This is a genomic window from Rubrivirga sp. (assembly GCF_049648075.1).
GTDB lineage: Bacteria > Bacteroidota > Rhodothermia > Rhodothermales > Rubricoccaceae > Rubrivirga.
This window is the reverse complement of record NZ_JBARYR010000336.1, coordinates 1-14806: the sequence shown is the minus strand read 5'-3', so window position 1 is coordinate 14806 and position 14806 is coordinate 1. Positions and strand designations below refer to the sequence as shown.

The 14806-nt window shown below is 68.0% G+C and carries 12 protein-coding genes and 1 pseudogene; 9 read left to right on the top strand and 4 right to left on the bottom strand.

Translation table 11 applies throughout. The annotated features are described in order from the left end of the window. Positions 1 to 753, top strand: a 753-nt coding sequence (locus WBA11_RS10105) for a universal stress protein (RefSeq protein ID WP_424520572.1), incomplete at its 5' end; no start/stop codon positions are given. An 18-nt stretch (positions 754 to 771) separates the two neighbouring features. Here WBA11_RS10105 and cls read toward each other — a convergent pair. Together cls and WBA11_RS10095 are read right to left on the bottom strand one after the other, a co-directional pair. Then, positions 772 to 2223, bottom strand: coding sequence for a cardiolipin synthase (gene cls / locus WBA11_RS10100; RefSeq protein ID WP_424520571.1), 1452 nt, complete (start codon positions 2221 to 2223; stop codon positions 772 to 774). A 117-nt stretch (positions 2224 to 2340) separates the two neighbouring features. After that, positions 2341 to 3762: a sensor histidine kinase gene (locus tag WBA11_RS10095; protein ID WP_424520570.1), complete on the bottom strand. Its 1422-nt coding sequence runs from the start codon at positions 3760 to 3762 to the stop codon at positions 2341 to 2343. A 154-nt stretch (positions 3763 to 3916) separates the two neighbouring features. Here WBA11_RS10095 and WBA11_RS10090 point away from each other — a divergent pair, with 154 nt between their 5' ends. From WBA11_RS10090 to WBA11_RS10080, 3 genes are all read left to right on the top strand, one after another. After that, the gene (locus WBA11_RS10090; protein WP_424520569.1) at positions 3917 to 4474 is read left to right on the top strand and encodes a hypothetical protein; all 558 of its coding nucleotides are present in this window, start codon (positions 3917 to 3919) and stop codon (positions 4472 to 4474) included. Further along, positions 4467 to 6983, top strand: coding sequence for a TonB-dependent receptor domain-containing protein (locus tag WBA11_RS10085; protein WP_424520568.1), 2517 nt, complete (start codon positions 4467 to 4469; stop codon positions 6981 to 6983). Before WBA11_RS10090 ends, WBA11_RS10085 begins: the two co-directional genes overlap by 8 nt. Before the next feature lie 133 nt (positions 6984 to 7116). Then, the gene (locus tag WBA11_RS10080; protein WP_424520567.1) at positions 7117 to 7884 is read left to right on the top strand and encodes a hypothetical protein; all 768 of its coding nucleotides are present in this window, start codon (positions 7117 to 7119) and stop codon (positions 7882 to 7884) included. 21 nt (positions 7885 to 7905) lie between these two features. Here the strand turns inward: WBA11_RS10080 and WBA11_RS10075 are convergent, their stop codons facing one another. Beyond that, positions 7906 to 10377 carry a DNA internalization-related competence protein ComEC/Rec2 gene (locus WBA11_RS10075; protein WP_424520566.1) on the bottom strand — a complete coding sequence of 824 codons (2472 nt, stop codon included), beginning with the start codon at positions 10375 to 10377 and terminating at the stop codon, positions 7906 to 7908. 127 nt (positions 10378 to 10504) lie between these two features. On the opposite strand from WBA11_RS10075, the gene nusB reads away from it, so the two are divergent. Both nusB and WBA11_RS10065 read left to right on the top strand, forming a co-directional pair. Beyond that, positions 10505 to 10987, top strand: a complete 483-nt coding sequence (gene nusB, locus WBA11_RS10070) for a transcription antitermination factor NusB (RefSeq protein ID WP_424520565.1) — start codon at positions 10505 to 10507, stop codon at positions 10985 to 10987. Positions 10988 to 10993: 6 nt separating this feature from the next. After that, a complete protein-coding gene (locus WBA11_RS10065; protein ID WP_424520564.1) occupies positions 10994 to 11698 on the top strand; it encodes a metallophosphoesterase family protein in 705 nt (234 codons plus the stop codon). On the opposite strand, the gene WBA11_RS10060 is transcribed toward WBA11_RS10065, so the two are convergent. Further along, positions 11695 to 12219, bottom strand: a complete 525-nt coding sequence (locus WBA11_RS10060; protein WP_424520563.1) for a hypothetical protein — start codon at positions 12217 to 12219, stop codon at positions 11695 to 11697. The two genes, WBA11_RS10065 and WBA11_RS10060, sit on opposite strands and share 4 nt — an antisense overlap. Positions 12220 to 12685: 466 nt before the next feature. Between WBA11_RS10060 and ychF the strand changes: the two genes are divergently transcribed. The 3 genes and pseudogenes from ychF to WBA11_RS10045 all read left to right on the top strand — a co-directional run. Next, the gene (gene ychF / locus WBA11_RS10055; RefSeq protein WP_424520562.1) at positions 12686 to 13780 is read left to right on the top strand and encodes a redox-regulated ATPase YchF; all 1095 of its coding nucleotides are present in this window, start codon (positions 12686 to 12688) and stop codon (positions 13778 to 13780) included. Between the two features lie 173 nt (positions 13781 to 13953). Then, complete coding sequence (locus WBA11_RS10050; protein ID WP_424520561.1) at positions 13954 to 14157, top strand: type IV toxin-antitoxin system AbiEi family antitoxin domain-containing protein; 204 nt, start codon at positions 13954 to 13956, stop codon at positions 14155 to 14157. 47 nt (positions 14158 to 14204) lie between these two features. Beyond that, a pseudogene (locus WBA11_RS10045) lies at positions 14205 to 14806 on the top strand (NAD-dependent malic enzyme); the annotation flags it as partial.

The window sequence follows — 14806 nt, the reverse complement described above, 5'->3', positions numbered from 1 at the left end:
GGGCTCGCGTTCGTCGACAAGAGTGCGATTGAGAGCGAGTCGGCCGGCGGAGGGATCGGGTCGATGTACTTCGCCCAGAAGCTGCGCGAGGACCTGACCGAGTCCACCCGGGCACAGGCCAAAGAGTTGATCCAGCAGTTCGCGGAGCGCGTCGACGCGGCGGGCGTCCGGCACACGCGGGACCGCGTCGGTGAGGGCGAGCTGGTGCGGAGCTTGCTGGACGAGATGCGAACACACGACTTGCTCGTCGCCGGCCGCGAGAGCCACTTCTACTACAACGAGCCCGAGCGCCGCACGCACACCTTGGGCAAGGTGCTCCAGGAGTGTGCCGCCGCGATGCTGATCGTCGGCTCTGAGACCCCCGACGTCCAGCGCGTCGCGATCGCGTATGACGGGAGCGGCCCCTCGGCACGGACGATGCAGAAGTTTGCCCACCTCCAGCCGTTCGGGGCGGATCTCGACCTCGAGGTCGTCCACGTCCGCGGCGGGACGGAGGTGGAGCGGCTGGCCAGCGAGAACCTGCTCGAGGACGCCGAGGCCTACCTCTCGGCCTACGGCTTCGAGCGGATCACTACGACGGGGATCGAGAGCAGCGACCCGGCCAACCGGATCTGCGAGCTCGCCCAGGGCGACCGCGCCGACTTGGTCGTCTCAGGCGCGTACGCCAAGAGCGGTTTCCGCAAGATGATCTTCGGCTCGAGCGCGACCAAGTTGCTCAACCAGGCCTCAGTCCCGCTGTTCTTGTACCACTAGGCGTCCTCGAGGACGAGCCTACAGCACCGGCGCCAGCAGCCTCGTCCCGTTGGCCGCCAGCCGAAACAGGAACGGCTTGTCTTGGATGGCTTCTAGACCGATCTCGGTCGCGTCCTCGAGGTCACGCCCCAGCATCTCCGACACGTCGTGGCAGAGGCCCTCGTCGCGGGCTACGACCGTGACCTCGAAGTTGAGCCGGAACGAGCGGTTGTCGAAGTTGGCTGTGCCGATGGTCACGAAGTCGTCGTCCACGACGGCCACCTTCTGGTGCATGAAGCCGTCCTCGTACAAGAACACGCGGACGCCGGCACGAGTGATCTCCTCGAGGTAGGCGTAGGGGACGTACTTGAAGAGGATGCTGTCGCTCGTTCGCGGCATCAGGATCCGCACATCGACGCCGCGCAGCGCCGCGAGCTGGAGCGCACCCAGGACGCGACCGTCGGGGACGAAGTAGGGCGTCGCGATCCAAATCCTCTCCTCGGCGCTCTCGATGGTGTGCGCGTAGAGCAGCCCACACGTCTCCAAGGCGTCGGCCGGGCCGGAGGCCAAGACCAGGGCCGTCATGTCGCTCGCGGCAGCCGTTGGCGTCCACTCGAGCCCGTCGAGCTCGTCTCGCGTGCCGTAGAACCAGTCGCGAGCGAACGAGAGTTGTAGGCCTTGCACCAACGGCCCTCCGACCTCGAGGTGGGTGTCTCGCCAGTTCCCGATCGCGGGGTTTCGGCCGAGGTACTCGTCGCCCACGTTCAAGCCGCCCACGTAGGCTTTCGTCCCGTCCACGACCACGATCTTGCGGTGGTTGCGGAAGTTGAGCCTCAGCTTCTTGAGCCAGTTCCGCGGACCCGTGAACGCGCATACGGTCACGCCTGCGTCCTCGAGGTCGCGCTTGTAGCGACGGCCGAGACCGAGGCTCCCGATGGAGTCGTACATGAACCGGACCTCGACGCCGCGCCCAGCGGCGGCGATGAGCTTCTCCTTGAATGCCGTCCCGATGCGGTCGTCGTGGACGGTGTAGAACTGGGCCAGCACGTAGTGCTCAGCGTGGTCGATGCCGGCGAAGATGGCGTCGAACGTCTGCTCTCCGTCGATCAAGAGCTCGATGCGGTTGCCCTTGGTGAACGGCATCGTCGCCATCTTGTCGAAGGCACGCATCTCCCCGGCCCCACGTCCTTCTTGTGGAACGTCGGCCAGGAACGGCGTCAGCGAGCCGGACTCGGCCGTCTCGAGGGCGTCGGCGATCTCGACATCGAAGTCTTCGAGGGCGTCGATGTAGTCTCCAAAGCGGGATCGGCCCAGAACGAAGTAGAGCGGGACGGCGACGAGCGGGATCGTCGCCAGGGCGAACACCCAGGCCGTCGCGCCCTGCGGCGTCCGCGTGCGCATCACGGCGTCTATGGCCGTCGCGAAGCCGACGAGGTACACCGCCGCGGCGCCCCACCCGGCGAGTCCGAGGTCGATCGTTCCAACGTCCATAGACGCCGTATCGACCGGCGCCCTACGGCGTTCCCTGACCGACCTCGAGGTCGGACCGCCGCACAACGTCCTCGAGGCCGAGCGTCCAGGGATCCTCGGCCTCGACGTCTCGAAAGGCTACGCCTCGATCGCGTCGAGGGGCGTCACGCTCGGCGTGGGCGCTTCGATGGGCAGGCACACGTCGAACGTGGTCCGGCCGGGCTCGCTTTCGACCGTGATCCGGCCCTCGTGCTGGTCCACGATCCGGCGCGCGATGTCCAAGCCCAGGCCCGTTCCCGAGCCCGGCTCCTTGGTGGTGAAGAAGGGCTCGAAGACGCGCTCTCGGATCTCCTCAGGCATCCCTGGCCCATTGTCCGTGATCTGGACACATACCATCGCGCCCTCGACGGACGTCGCGACCTCGATGCGCCCGCCCTCAGGAACGGCGTCGAGGGCGTTGTCGAGCAGGTTGGTCCACACCTGGTTGATCTCGCCAGGGAAGGCGCAGACGTCCGGCACGTCGCCGTACTCGAGGATGACCTCGACGTTCTTGGCTCGGACGGCGTGGCCCAGCATCACCAACGTCTGGTCGATCCCGTCGCTCAGCGCCATCTGCTGCCGCTCGGGGGCTTGGTCGCGGTGCGTGTAGCCCTTGACCGACGCGACCAGGTCAGAGATGCGCCCCGAGGCCCGCTCGATCTCGTTGAGCAGCCGGTCGGCCGCGAGCCCTTTCTCGATCCACAGAATCACGTCCGCGAGCGCGTCTTCGTCCACGTGCTCGGCCAGGTGGGTCAACGCCTTTGGGGTGACGCCCTCATCGGCAAGAACCTCGGCGATGATGTAGGCGTGGGGGATGTCGCGGTCCTCGAGCCAGTCTGCGAGCTCGTCCTCGACTTCGCCCCGCGCGACGGTGGACAAGGTGCCGGGCGTCGGCGCCGTGCACGTCATGAGCGCTCCTCTCGCGGCCTCGACCTGGTCCGGCGTGAGCCCGTGGCCCGTGAGGCGCGTAACCAGCGTGGGCATCATCTCGAGGCGCTCGCGGAGGTCGGCCACCGACCGGCGGATCGCGGCAGCGGGGTTGTTGAGCTCGTGGGCTAAGCCGGCGGAGAGCTTACCCAGCGCCATCATCTTCTCCCGCTGCACGTCGTTCTTGGACGACTCGCGCACGCGGTCCGTCATGCGCGCCACCAGCCGCTTGCCCACCTCCGGCATCCGGTTTAGCATCTCGGGAAAGTGCCGCTGGTGGATGTTCGCGACGCGCGTGTCCTCGAGGGCGACGCCTTCACCAGCGAACGTCTCCATGCGTGAGAACGGGAGCATCCCCGAGATCTCGCCCGCCCGGATCGTCCCGAAGAGGGTCCGCTTGGGGCCTTGGATCGTAAAGATCTGAAAGCCGCCCTCGAGGACGCAGAACATGGTGTCCGCGACGTCGCCGCGGTTGAACGGAACGGTGCCGGCCTCGATGAGCCGCTCCTCCGCGACCGACGCGAGCCACTCGAGAGCGTCGGCGGGTTGGTCCTCGAAGACGGCGATCGTGCGGAAGTCGTCGGCAGAAATCATGGCGGTGCGCGAGGTGGAGTCCGTAGGACGCGGCCTCGAGGGCGGTGGCTCCCGTGACACGATCGGGACAGGTCGGCGTTCGAATCGGGACGCGTGACGGAGACCGGCTGGGCAGCGGCTTCGTTAAAGACGCCACGCTCCCCGATCTTCTTTCATGCGCACACTCCTTCTGGCTGCCCTTCTCGCGTCGCCACTCGCCGCCCAATCCGCCGACCCGGTCGAGGCGCTGTCCTCGAGGCTCGCTCTGACCGACGACCAGGCCGATCTGGTGGCGGAGATCTACAGCCCAGACGATCCGGGCTCGGTATGGACCTTGGCTGTCGAGCTGCTGCCGACGCTCGACACTGGTCAGCGCACGGCGTTGTTCGAGCGACCCGAGGCGACAGCGCGACCCGAGCGCGGAGCTCGGCGTGGCGCCCGAGGAGCTCGCGGACAGCGAGGCGAGGGACGTCGAGGACGAGACCCGGCGCGCGCCGCCATCGTCAAGGCTGCGCGCGACGCCGCGCTCGGACTGTCCCCGTCAACATCTGCCGACCTCGATGCAGCGTTGGAAGGCCTGAGCCGGCGCGAGCGGGCGGAGGCGTTTCGCGATGGAGCGTTACCCACAAGTGTTGAACAACTGTTGACAACTCCTCAAATCGAGGTGTATCGCGCCCAGGCGGCGATTCAGATGCAGCTTCGACGCGCGATGCGGGAGTCCCGTCGTGGGTAGCGCCCTGCGCGGGCTCGCGCTCCTGGCCCTTGTATCGTCCTCGAGTGCGCTCGCGCAGACGGACTACAGCGTGACCGGTCGCGTCCTCGAGGCCGAGACCGGTGCACCCGTCGAGACGGCGTCTGTGGCGCTGTGGCGGGTCTCGGCGCGGAGGGGCGTCGAGGCGTTCGTCGAGACCGGTGCGGTAACTGATTCGGACGGCTCGTTCCGAGTCGAGGGACTGAGCCGAGGTCGCTACTACGCCGTCGTCCGCTTTCTCGGGTTCGAGCCCGTCACGACAGACACGCTGCGCCTGCGGCCGGACGCGCCCTCGGTCGATCTCGGCACGATCGTCCTCGAGGTCGACGCCACGGCGCTCGGTGACGTGGAGGTGTCGGCCGAGCGGGACCGCATCGAGATCCAGGTCGACCGGACGGTGTATCGCATCTCGGACGACCCTCTGCTCTCTGGCGCGTCGACCTCCGAGGCGCTCGAGACGCTGCCGTCCGTCGAGGTCGACATCGAGGGCAACGTGTCGCTCCGGGGCGTCTCGAACGTCGTGATCTTGGTGGACGGCCGGCCGGCGCCCGTCGGTCGGGACTTTGTCGCGGTCTACCTCCAGAGCTTGCCCGCGGAGGCCGTCGAGTCCATCGAGGTCATCCCGAACCCGTCGGCGACCTTTCAGCCGGACGGGAGCGGCGGGATCTTGAACATCGTCCTCAAGGACGACACCGAGCTCGGGATCGGCGGCGCGTTGACGACGGGCGCCGACACGCGGGGCGGCTATCAGGGCAACGCACTCGTGACCTACGGCCGAGGTCCGCTCCGGCTCTCCGCGACGGCGGCGTACCGCGAGAATGTCCGCGACGCGGACAGTGACCGGCTGCGCATCAACCGATTCCTGGGGCCGTCGGCCAACGAGTTGTCTCAGACCTCGGTCTCGGCTCGCACCCGCTCCTCCGCGCTTACGAGTCTATCGGCAGACCTCGCGCTGACGCCTCAAACGACACTGACCGCGTCCGCGAATGGAACGCTCCGAGGCGGCGGCTCGGACGACCACACCGACCTCCTGGTCCGCGACCTCGGCGGCCTCGTCCTCGAGGACGGCCTGCGGACCTCCATCGAGGACGAGGACGGACTCAGCGGCTCGGTCCGCTTGGGCTTGCGCCACGACTTTGAGGGCGTGAGCGAGGAGACGGCGGACGAGCGTCCTCGAGGGCGACGGGGTGGCGGCGGCAGAGGACGGCGGGGGAGAGGCTCACGCGTGTCCCTCGGCACACACGGCCTCGCTCTCGACCTGCGGCTAAACGCGTCCGCAAACGACGAGCTCGGGACGCTCGCCGAGGCAGGCCTGGACCGCCGTACGACGCGGGACGACGCACGCCAGAGCGCGACCTTCCAGGCCGATTACGCGCGTCCCATCGGAGACACCCGCTTCGAGGCCGGCTACCGCGGCGACCTCGAGACGCAGATTACCGATCTGCTCACGGAGGCCGACCTCGAGGGCGACTACACCGTCGTTCCGGGGCAGACCTACGCGTACGACCTCGACAACCAGGTCCACGCCGGCTACGTCCAACTCGCCCGGCAGCTTGGTGACGTGGCGATTCAGGCGGGGCTGCGTGGCGAGATCGCCTCGAGGACGTTCACGTTGGGAGGCGAGTCGTTCGAGGTCGAGGACACGAGCCTGTTTCCCAGCGCGTCGGCGACGGTCGATCTGGGCACGCTCGCCGTCTTGCGCGCCAGCTACAGCCGCCGCGTGGACCGTCCTCGAGGACGGCAGCTCAACCCGTTCCCTAGCATCGACGACCCGCTCAACGTCCGCGTTGGGAATCCCGAGCTGCGGCCCGAGTTCACGGACGCCCTCGAGGTGAGCGCGATCCGGCAGACGGATTGGGGGATGGTGACCGTGACCCCGTTCCTGCGCCGCACGACCGACGTGGTGCGACGCTTTCAGACGGTCGACGCGCAAGGCGTGACCACGAGCACGTTCCGCAACCTCGACGAGTCGACCTCGAGCGGCTTGGAGGCCGTGGTCAGCTATCAGGGTGGGGGGGCGCTGCGCGGGTTCGTCAGCTTGGAGGGCTTCCGCCGGCAGACCGACGGGTCCGGCGTCGAGGATGGGCTGGCCGTCGACGCGTTCGGGTGGGGCGGGCGCGTCAACGCGAACTATGGCGTCGGCGACCGATTTGGGTGGGGAGACCTCGACCTTCAGGCGACCGCGTCGTACCGGGCGCCGCAGGACACGGAGCAGGGTCGGATCACGTCGCGTGTGTTCTTCGACCTCGGCCTCCGGCAGCGATTGCTCGATGGCCGCGCGAGCCTGGCGATCCGGGCGCGCGATCCGTTCAACTGGGCGCAGTTCGGGTTCACCCAGGACGACGACCGGATCTTCCAGACGTTCAACCGTTCCTTCGGCCGTCAGCAGGTTGGGCTCACGTTCACGTACGCGTTCGGCCAGACGGAAGAGCGACCCGACCGCCAGCGTCAGGGGGATGGCGGCGGCGCGGCCGAGCCCGTCGACTTCTAGCCGGCGCCGCACCCGCCGTCTGAAATGCCGCTGGTCGCTCTCGATTCCGTCTCCCTAGCTTGCGGGCAGACCGCCGTGCCCCGGGCATGGATTCCAAGTCGACGTCCGTCTCCTCCGCTCTGACTTCTCCTCTATGCGCGCCCTTCTGCTCGGCTCCGTCCTCGTCTTCGCTGCCGGCTGCGGCTCGGCGCCGCCGCTGTACTCGACCAGCGATCCAGCGGAGACGACCGTGGACGGCTCGGCCGACGAATGGCCTCGAGCGCTCCGTCCGGTCCCGGATGAGTCCGGCTTGAGCATCGGGCTCCGCCTCGAGGACGATGACTTGGTCGTGGCGTTGATCGCCGCCGACGGTCGCCAATCGCGGCGGATCGCTCTCGGCGGCCTCCGCGTGTGGGTCGACCCGATGGGTGGCGACGACCGCGTGCTAGGCGTCCGCTACCCGGCTCCCGGAGACCCAAGCCGCAGCGACATCGCCCAGCGCGGGCCGCGGCCCGGAGGTCGTGACGGGCAGGATCCGACGCGCCTGCGACGACGCTTCGAGGCCGGACTCACCCAGGCGGAGTTGACGCGAGGCGTGGTCACGCAACAGATCTCGCCGGACGGTGACGCTGGCATCGAGGCCGCGGCGATGTGGGGACCACAGACGATGGTGATCGAGATGCGCATCCCGCTGGGTGCCGAAGATGGACTTCTGGACCTACCGGCCGGTCAGGAGATCGGAGTGGGCATCGAGTTGCTCGATGTCCAGCGGCCCCAGCCCAGCGCCCCAAACGCTCGGACCTCGGGCCGAGGTCTCCCACCGGGGCGCCGTCCGACCGGGGACCAGGCTCGAGAGCGCGTGTTTGAGCCCTCGACCTTGACGCGGTGGCTTCGCATCTCGCGCGTCGCAGAGGGCACTTAAAGGTTTCCGTCCTCGAGGACGTCAGTCGCGCCACTCGACGCGCTCGACCGTCTCGCCATCCGACCGGAGCCAGATCGCGCCCTCGAGGGACGTGAGCAGCACGTCGGCACCCGCCGACCTCCACCGGTCGAGCGGTTCGTCGTTGGGGAGCCCGTAGCGGTTTCGGCGCGCGACCGAGACGACGGCGAACGCCGGCTCCCCGACGGCCTCGACGAACGCCGGCGTCGAGGACGTCTTGGAGCCGTGGTGCCCGACCTTGACGACGTCGGCCTCGAGGACGGAGGCGTAGGCCGAGACGAGAGCCGCCTCTCCGGCGACCTCCGCGTCGCCGGTCAGGAGCCACCGCGTCTCTCCGTGCTCCACGAGCAGTGCGATCGACGCGTCGTTGGCCGACCCCGAGGACGAGCCGTTCGGCCCCAACGCTCGGATCCGCACGGACGGATCGACCTCGAGGGCGTCGCCGGCCTCGATGGGTTGGATGGGAACGCCAAGAGAGTCAGCTGCGCGCATCAAGCTGTCCCACAGGTCGCTCTCGCCCTCGGCACCGTTGACGATGAGCTGGCCGACCTCGACGGCCTCGAGGACGGAGCGCGCGCCGCCGATGTGGTCGGCATCGGCGTGGGTCAGGACGAGCGCGTCCAGGCGACGGACGCCGTAGCGCTCGAGGTGCGGCACGACCGTCCGCTCGCCCTGGTCCGTGAACGGGGACTTGATGCCGGCGTCGATCAAGACGTGCGAGCCGTCCGGCGTCGAAACCAAGGTCGCGTCGCCTTGTCCGACGTCCAAGAAAACGACCTCGAGGTCGGGGACGGACTCGCCCTCGAGGACGCCGTCCCACAGGCCGACGGCGATGCACGCGACGGCCGCCATCCCCACGCGTCTCCGCGCGACCGGCCGCCGCCACAGGGCGAGCGCTCCAACGATCAAGACCGAGGCGACGATGGTGAACGGGTCGTCCCAGAAAGCGCTGTACGCGACGTGGCCCACGATGCCGGCGCCGGTCTCAGTGAGCGCGATCAGCCAGTTGCCCGTGACATTCGCTAGGGCTCCCATCGTCCTCGAGGCCGTCTCGAACGGAGACAACACCACGCTCCCGAGCCCAGAGGCCAGTGTCGCTGCGGTCAGCGGGATCGCCGGGAGGTTGAGGACGAGTCCGCCGATGGGCAGCCGACCAAAGTGGGTTAGCAGCGCCGGCGCCGTTCCGATGGTCGCTGCGATCGTCGTCGCCATCGACCCGACGATGGCCGTACCGGTGGCTGACTGCCGAACGCGGTCGGGCACTCTCGAGGTCAGGAGCGGCGTCAGCGTCACAATCGCAAACACGGCCCCGAACGACAGCTGAAAGCCGACCTCGAACAGCGCGCTCGGTCGGTGGAGCAAGAGCACGATCGCCGCCAACCCCAGCGCGTTGAGCGTGTCCCGCCGCCGCTCCATCGCGCTCCCGACGATCAGCGCGCTCACCATCACGAACGCCCGCACGACGGACACCGACGCGCCCGACACCAGCACGTAGACGGCCAGAAGCCCCAGCGTGATCACGGCCCGCACGACCTCGAGTCGGCGCCGCCGCACCCGGAACCGGCCCAGGATCGGCTTGAGGAGTCCGTACACCACCAGCCCCACCAACCCGACGTGCAACCCGGAGACGGCCAGCAAGTGCATCAGCCCGGTCGACCGGAACGCGTCCAGCGTCTCGTCCTCGATGGCGCTGCGGTCGGCCAGGATGAGCGCGGAGAGCAACGCGCGAGGCTCGTCCTCGAGGACGGTCCGGCTCAGCGTCCGCTGGACCCGGGTACGGACCGACTCCGCCAAGCGGTGATCGAGACGCCGGCTCGGCCTGAGAAACGCGACGCGTGACTCGTCCTCGACGGTGAGCGTCGCGCCGATCCCCAGGTTCTCGAGGTATCGGCCGTAGTCCATCTGCGCCGGGTTTCGCCGCCGAGGTCGTTCCTCCAGCCGGCCCTCCAAGCTCACGGTGTCGCCCTGGCGGAGAAGCGGGTAGACGGCCGTCGCGTCGTTGTGATACAGCGTGGCCTGCACGCGACCCGAGACCGCGACCTGCCGGTCCAGCCGCTCGGCGGAGTCGGCCTCGAGGACGAACCGGACCGACCAGTCGGTCCGCTCGGGAACGTCGACGACCGTCCCGAGGAGCGCGACGGGCACCTCGTCCTCGAGGACGAGACCTGCAACGTGAGAGACATCGTTCGCCGGGGCCGACCGCCATTCTGCGTCCCGCATCGCTCCGACTGTGACGGCGAGGCCGACGACAGCAGCGGCGAGAGCGAACGGACGGAGCGTGACCAGCCGGCCTCGAGTCCTGATCCGGTGCGCTGCCAAGCTCAGCGCGATGATCGCTGCGACGCCGGCCCACATCGAGGACGAGACAGACGGCGCGGCTCGCGAGATCCCGACGCCCACTGCGATCGCGATCGCCACGACCAGCATCGGCCGCGTGGAGAGCCGGAGGGGTGGGGGAGGAGGTGCGAGCGGCACGGCGACGAAAGCGGATACCGGCTAGACCTCGGCGTTCGCCAGGCGTGACACGCCCATTCGTTCCCTCTTGACCGGGGGCGACTCCCGCGCGGGTATCTTGCCGGTCCTCGCTCTCTGACCGTCGCCCGTGTCCCAGCCGCCCCGCCCGAGCAAGCGCCGTCAGGTGCGAGAGCGCGTCCTGCAGGCGCTCTACGCCTACGAGGCCAGTGAGGACTCGGTCGACCACGTGCTGGCGACCGTCATCCGGCCCACCTTCGAGGGCGACAAGACGTACCTCCGCTTTGCCGAGCGTCTGTTCCTCAAGAGCGCCGACGCGCGCCACGAGGCCGACGTCCTGATCGACCGGCACGTCGAGAACTGGGACCTGAGCCGCATCGCGCGCACGGACCGGTTCGTGCTGTGGATCGCGATCGCAGAAATGCTCTACTTCCCCGACATCCCGCCCAAGGTGACGCTCAACGAGGCCGTCGAGGTCGCTCGTGCGTTCGGGACCGACAAGAGCGCCTCGTTCGTCAATGGCGTCCTCGATGCCGTGCTACGCGAGTTGCGCGAGTCCGACCGGCTCAAGAAGACGGGTCGTGGCTTGGTGGAGTCCAGCAACAAGTCCTAGGCTATCGTGGCGCTGTACGCGATCGGAGACATTCACGGGTGCGCGCGGACGCTGAACGCGCTCTTGGCGGCCATCGACCACGACCTGGGTCGGCCGATGAACGGGAACGACGACCTGGTGTTCGTCGGCGACTATGTGGACCGTGGGCCGGACAGCCCGGCCGTCCTCGACCGGATGATCGAACTCGAGGAGCATTCCACCTCCGGCCGAGGCCCGCAGTGCACGTTTCTGCGCGGCAACCACGACCAGATGATGCTCGACTACGCGATCGGGGAGGGCGACACCGAGTTGTGGTGGGTCAACGGCGGCCGGACGACGCTCGCGGCGTACGAGGAGAGAGGCGACCAAATGATCCCGACGGCCCACGTCGATTTTCTGGTCCGAACGCCTTTGGCGGCGGAGGGCAGTGGGTTCGCGTTCGTCCACGCCGGCTTCGACACCCGGATCTCGATCGCAGAGAACCTCGAGCACCCCGACCCCGCCATCGTGTTGTGGACGCGCAAGCACCTCGAGGCCGATCTGTCGCAGTGGGAGATGCCGGTCGTCTGCGGCCACACGCCGGTCTCGACGCCGGTCAACGACCCCAAGCTGATCGCCATCGACACCGGCGCGGTATTCGCCGGTCGGCCTGGGCTAGGGACTATGACGGCCGTCGCTCTCCCTGAGCGCCGCTTCGTGACGGTCCCTACCTCGGACGTCATCGACGGCTAGCGCGTCTCAGGAAGTCGGATCGAGGTCGAGATCCCCGCTCGAAGCGCTGGGCTCTGGGGACCGACCTCGGCGAAGAACACTCGCCCCGATTCGCGCCGCAACGTTACGCGGACGAACGGGTCGAGCATGACGCTAAAGGAGCGCGAGCGGCTCTCGGCCGTCTCCTCGAAAAAGGCGGTGTTGAACGACGGCCCGATTCGGATGCCGAGGTCCACGTCGAGCGCACCGGGGTCCCGGTTGCGGACCACGTCCGCCACGCGCAACGCGCGCAGGCTCCCTCCGAGCCCGACGGCCGTCACCAAGCGCCCGCTTCCAACGACGCGCGGTACGTAGTTGGCGTAGAGGACGATCTCACGCGTGAACACGCTGAAGATCGGGTCTGTGGCCTCGACGATGCCTCCGAAGCCAGGACCAAGGCCACCGCCGACGTAGACGCGCGGCCGGCTCCCGAGCGGGTCCGGCCCAGTCTGAGCATCCGCCACGGCCGAGGCGAGAAGTAGAAGGAGGGCGAAGCGGGCCACTGGAAGGGATCGTGCGATAGAAGACAGGTTACTCGAGGCCGGGAGGAGATGCGTCGTCCTCGAGGGCGCAGCCAGAGTCGAGGAATCTCGACGCGCACGTTCCGTCCTCGAGGTCGGCTCTAGCGATGCGATAGTCTGCCACGCGTCGAGATCCCTCGGCTGCGCTCGGGATGACGCCGTAGAAAGGGAATGTGGTCGCTGGAGCTCCCCCATCGAGGACAGCCCATCGAGGACGACCCGTCGGGCCCGCTGCGGCCCCACCTCCAACGTCATCCTGAGCCTGTCGAAGGATCTCGACGCGGCACGTCTCACTATGGTGGTCCGTCTCGTCCTCGAAGCCGCGCGCCGCACCCTCATCCTCCCACGCTCCGGCTCGCCCTCGAGGACGACGCGTTTTTCGTGCCGGCTCCGTCCGTCGGCTGAGCGCTGTCGGTAGCATCGGCGTTCCCCTTACCGAGATCCTCCTATGGCCCTCCGCGTCGGCATCGTCGGGCTCCCCAACGTGGGCAAGAGCACCCTCTTTAACGCGCTCTCCGAGGCGGGCGCCGAGGCGGCGAACTACCCGTTCTGCACCATCGAGCCCAACGTCGGCGTCGTGCCGGTGCCGGATACGCGGCTCGACCGGCTAGCGGAGTTGGCGGGCTCGGCGAACGTCTTGCCTGCCGTCATCGAGTTCGTGGACATCGCGGGCCTGGTCGCCGGTGCCTCAAAAGGGGAGGGGTTAGGGAACCAGTTTCTCGCGAACATCCGCGAGACGGACGCGATCGCCCATGTCGTCCGGTGTTTCGACGACCCGAACGTGGTCCACGTCGAAGGCTCCGTCGACCCGATTCGGGACATCGAGACCATCGAGACGGAGCTGATGCTCAAGGACCTCGAGACGGTCACGAAGCGCCGCGAGCGCGTCGCGAAGTCGGTCAAGACCGGCGACAAGACGGCCAAGGCTGAGGCCGACTTTTTGGAGCGGCTCGAAGCGCACCTCGGTGACGGACTCCCGGCTCGCACACTCGAGGTCTCGGATCAGGAGGAGCCGATCCTAAAGTCTCAGTTCCTGCTGACCGCCAAGCCGGTTTTGTACGCCGCGAACGTCGGCGAGGGCGATCTGCCCGACGGCAACGCGTTCGTCGACCAGGTCCGCGAGCGGGCCGCCCTCGAGGGCGCGGGCGTCGTCGTGGTTTCGGCCGAGTTCGAGGCCCAACTCTCCGACCTCGAGGCCGACGAGCGGGCCGAGTTCTTGGAGGCCGCGGGCGTCGAGGAATCCGGCTTGGACCGACTGGCTCAAGCGGCGTACGCCCTCCTTGGCCTGATCACCTACTTCACGGCCGGACCAAAGGAAGCCCGTGCGTGGCAGATCTCGACGGGCACCAAGGCGCCCCAAGCCGCCGGCGTCATCCACACCGACTTTGAGAAGGGCTTCATCCGCGCCGAGACCATCAAGTTCGCGGACTACGACCGTCTCGGCAGCGAGTCCGCCGCGAGGGAGGCCGGCTCGATGCGGAGCGAGGGCAAGGAGTACGTCGTCGCGGACGGTGATGTGATGCTGTTCCGCTTCAACGTCTGATCCGTCCACGAGGGCGCCACCGTGCCGCACAGCCGGCCTCGAGGGCGTAAAGCGGTGTTTATTGGGTCCGTGTGAAACGCTGACGGCGCTAGCCGGTTGGAAAGGCAGGCAGAACCGTGTTGCAAGACGCCCAGTCGGGGCGCCGCACGCTGCCCTCTTGTTCTCCCGCTTTCATGTCCGCGTTCACGCCCTCGACCGTCGCCCAAACCCTTCTCTTCCACCTCGCGCGGACGCCCGGAGCCGTTCACCGCGATCGGCTCGCTGAGCTCGCCGGGACGACCAAGGACTACGCGGGACGCGTCTTGAGCAGGATGGCCAAGCGCGGCCGCATCGAGCGCGTCGGACGCGGAACGTACGATCTCGTCAGCCGCTTTTAGGGCACACATTCGTCCTCGAGGTCGGCGCGAGCGGGATAGCTTGAGGCATGAGTGACCCTGCGATTCCAAGTCGTCCTGCCCTCCCCGAATACGACGTCGTTCTGACGGTCCGCAATCCTCAGCGGCCCGGAATGATCGGACGGCTGTTGGGACTAGTAGGCGATCTCGGCGCTCTCGTCGGGGACATCGAGACGCGCTACATCGGCCGCGACCACTTGCTGCGCGATGTCACGCTGTCCGTCCTCGACGAGGATCACCTGGAGGACGTGCTGACTGCGATCCGTGCGCAGACCGACACCGAGGTGCTGGAGGTCAAGGATCTCGTGTTCGATCGGCACCTGGGCGGGAAGATCAAAACGGTGAGCACGACGGAGGTCGAGCGGCTGGAAGACCTCCGGTACATCTATACGCCGGGCGTGGCCCGCGTCTGCCGCGCCCTCGAGGCCGATCCTGGACGCGCTCGAACGCTGACGTCGGTCGGCCACACGATCGCGATCTGTACGAATGGGACGCGCGTGCTGGGGCTCGGCAACATCGGAGCTTTGGCGAGCTTGCCTGTGATGGAAGGCAAATCCGTGCTCTACGACCGGTTCGTCGGATTGAGCGCCGTCCCCATCGTGATCGACGAGGAGGACCCCGAGGCATTTGT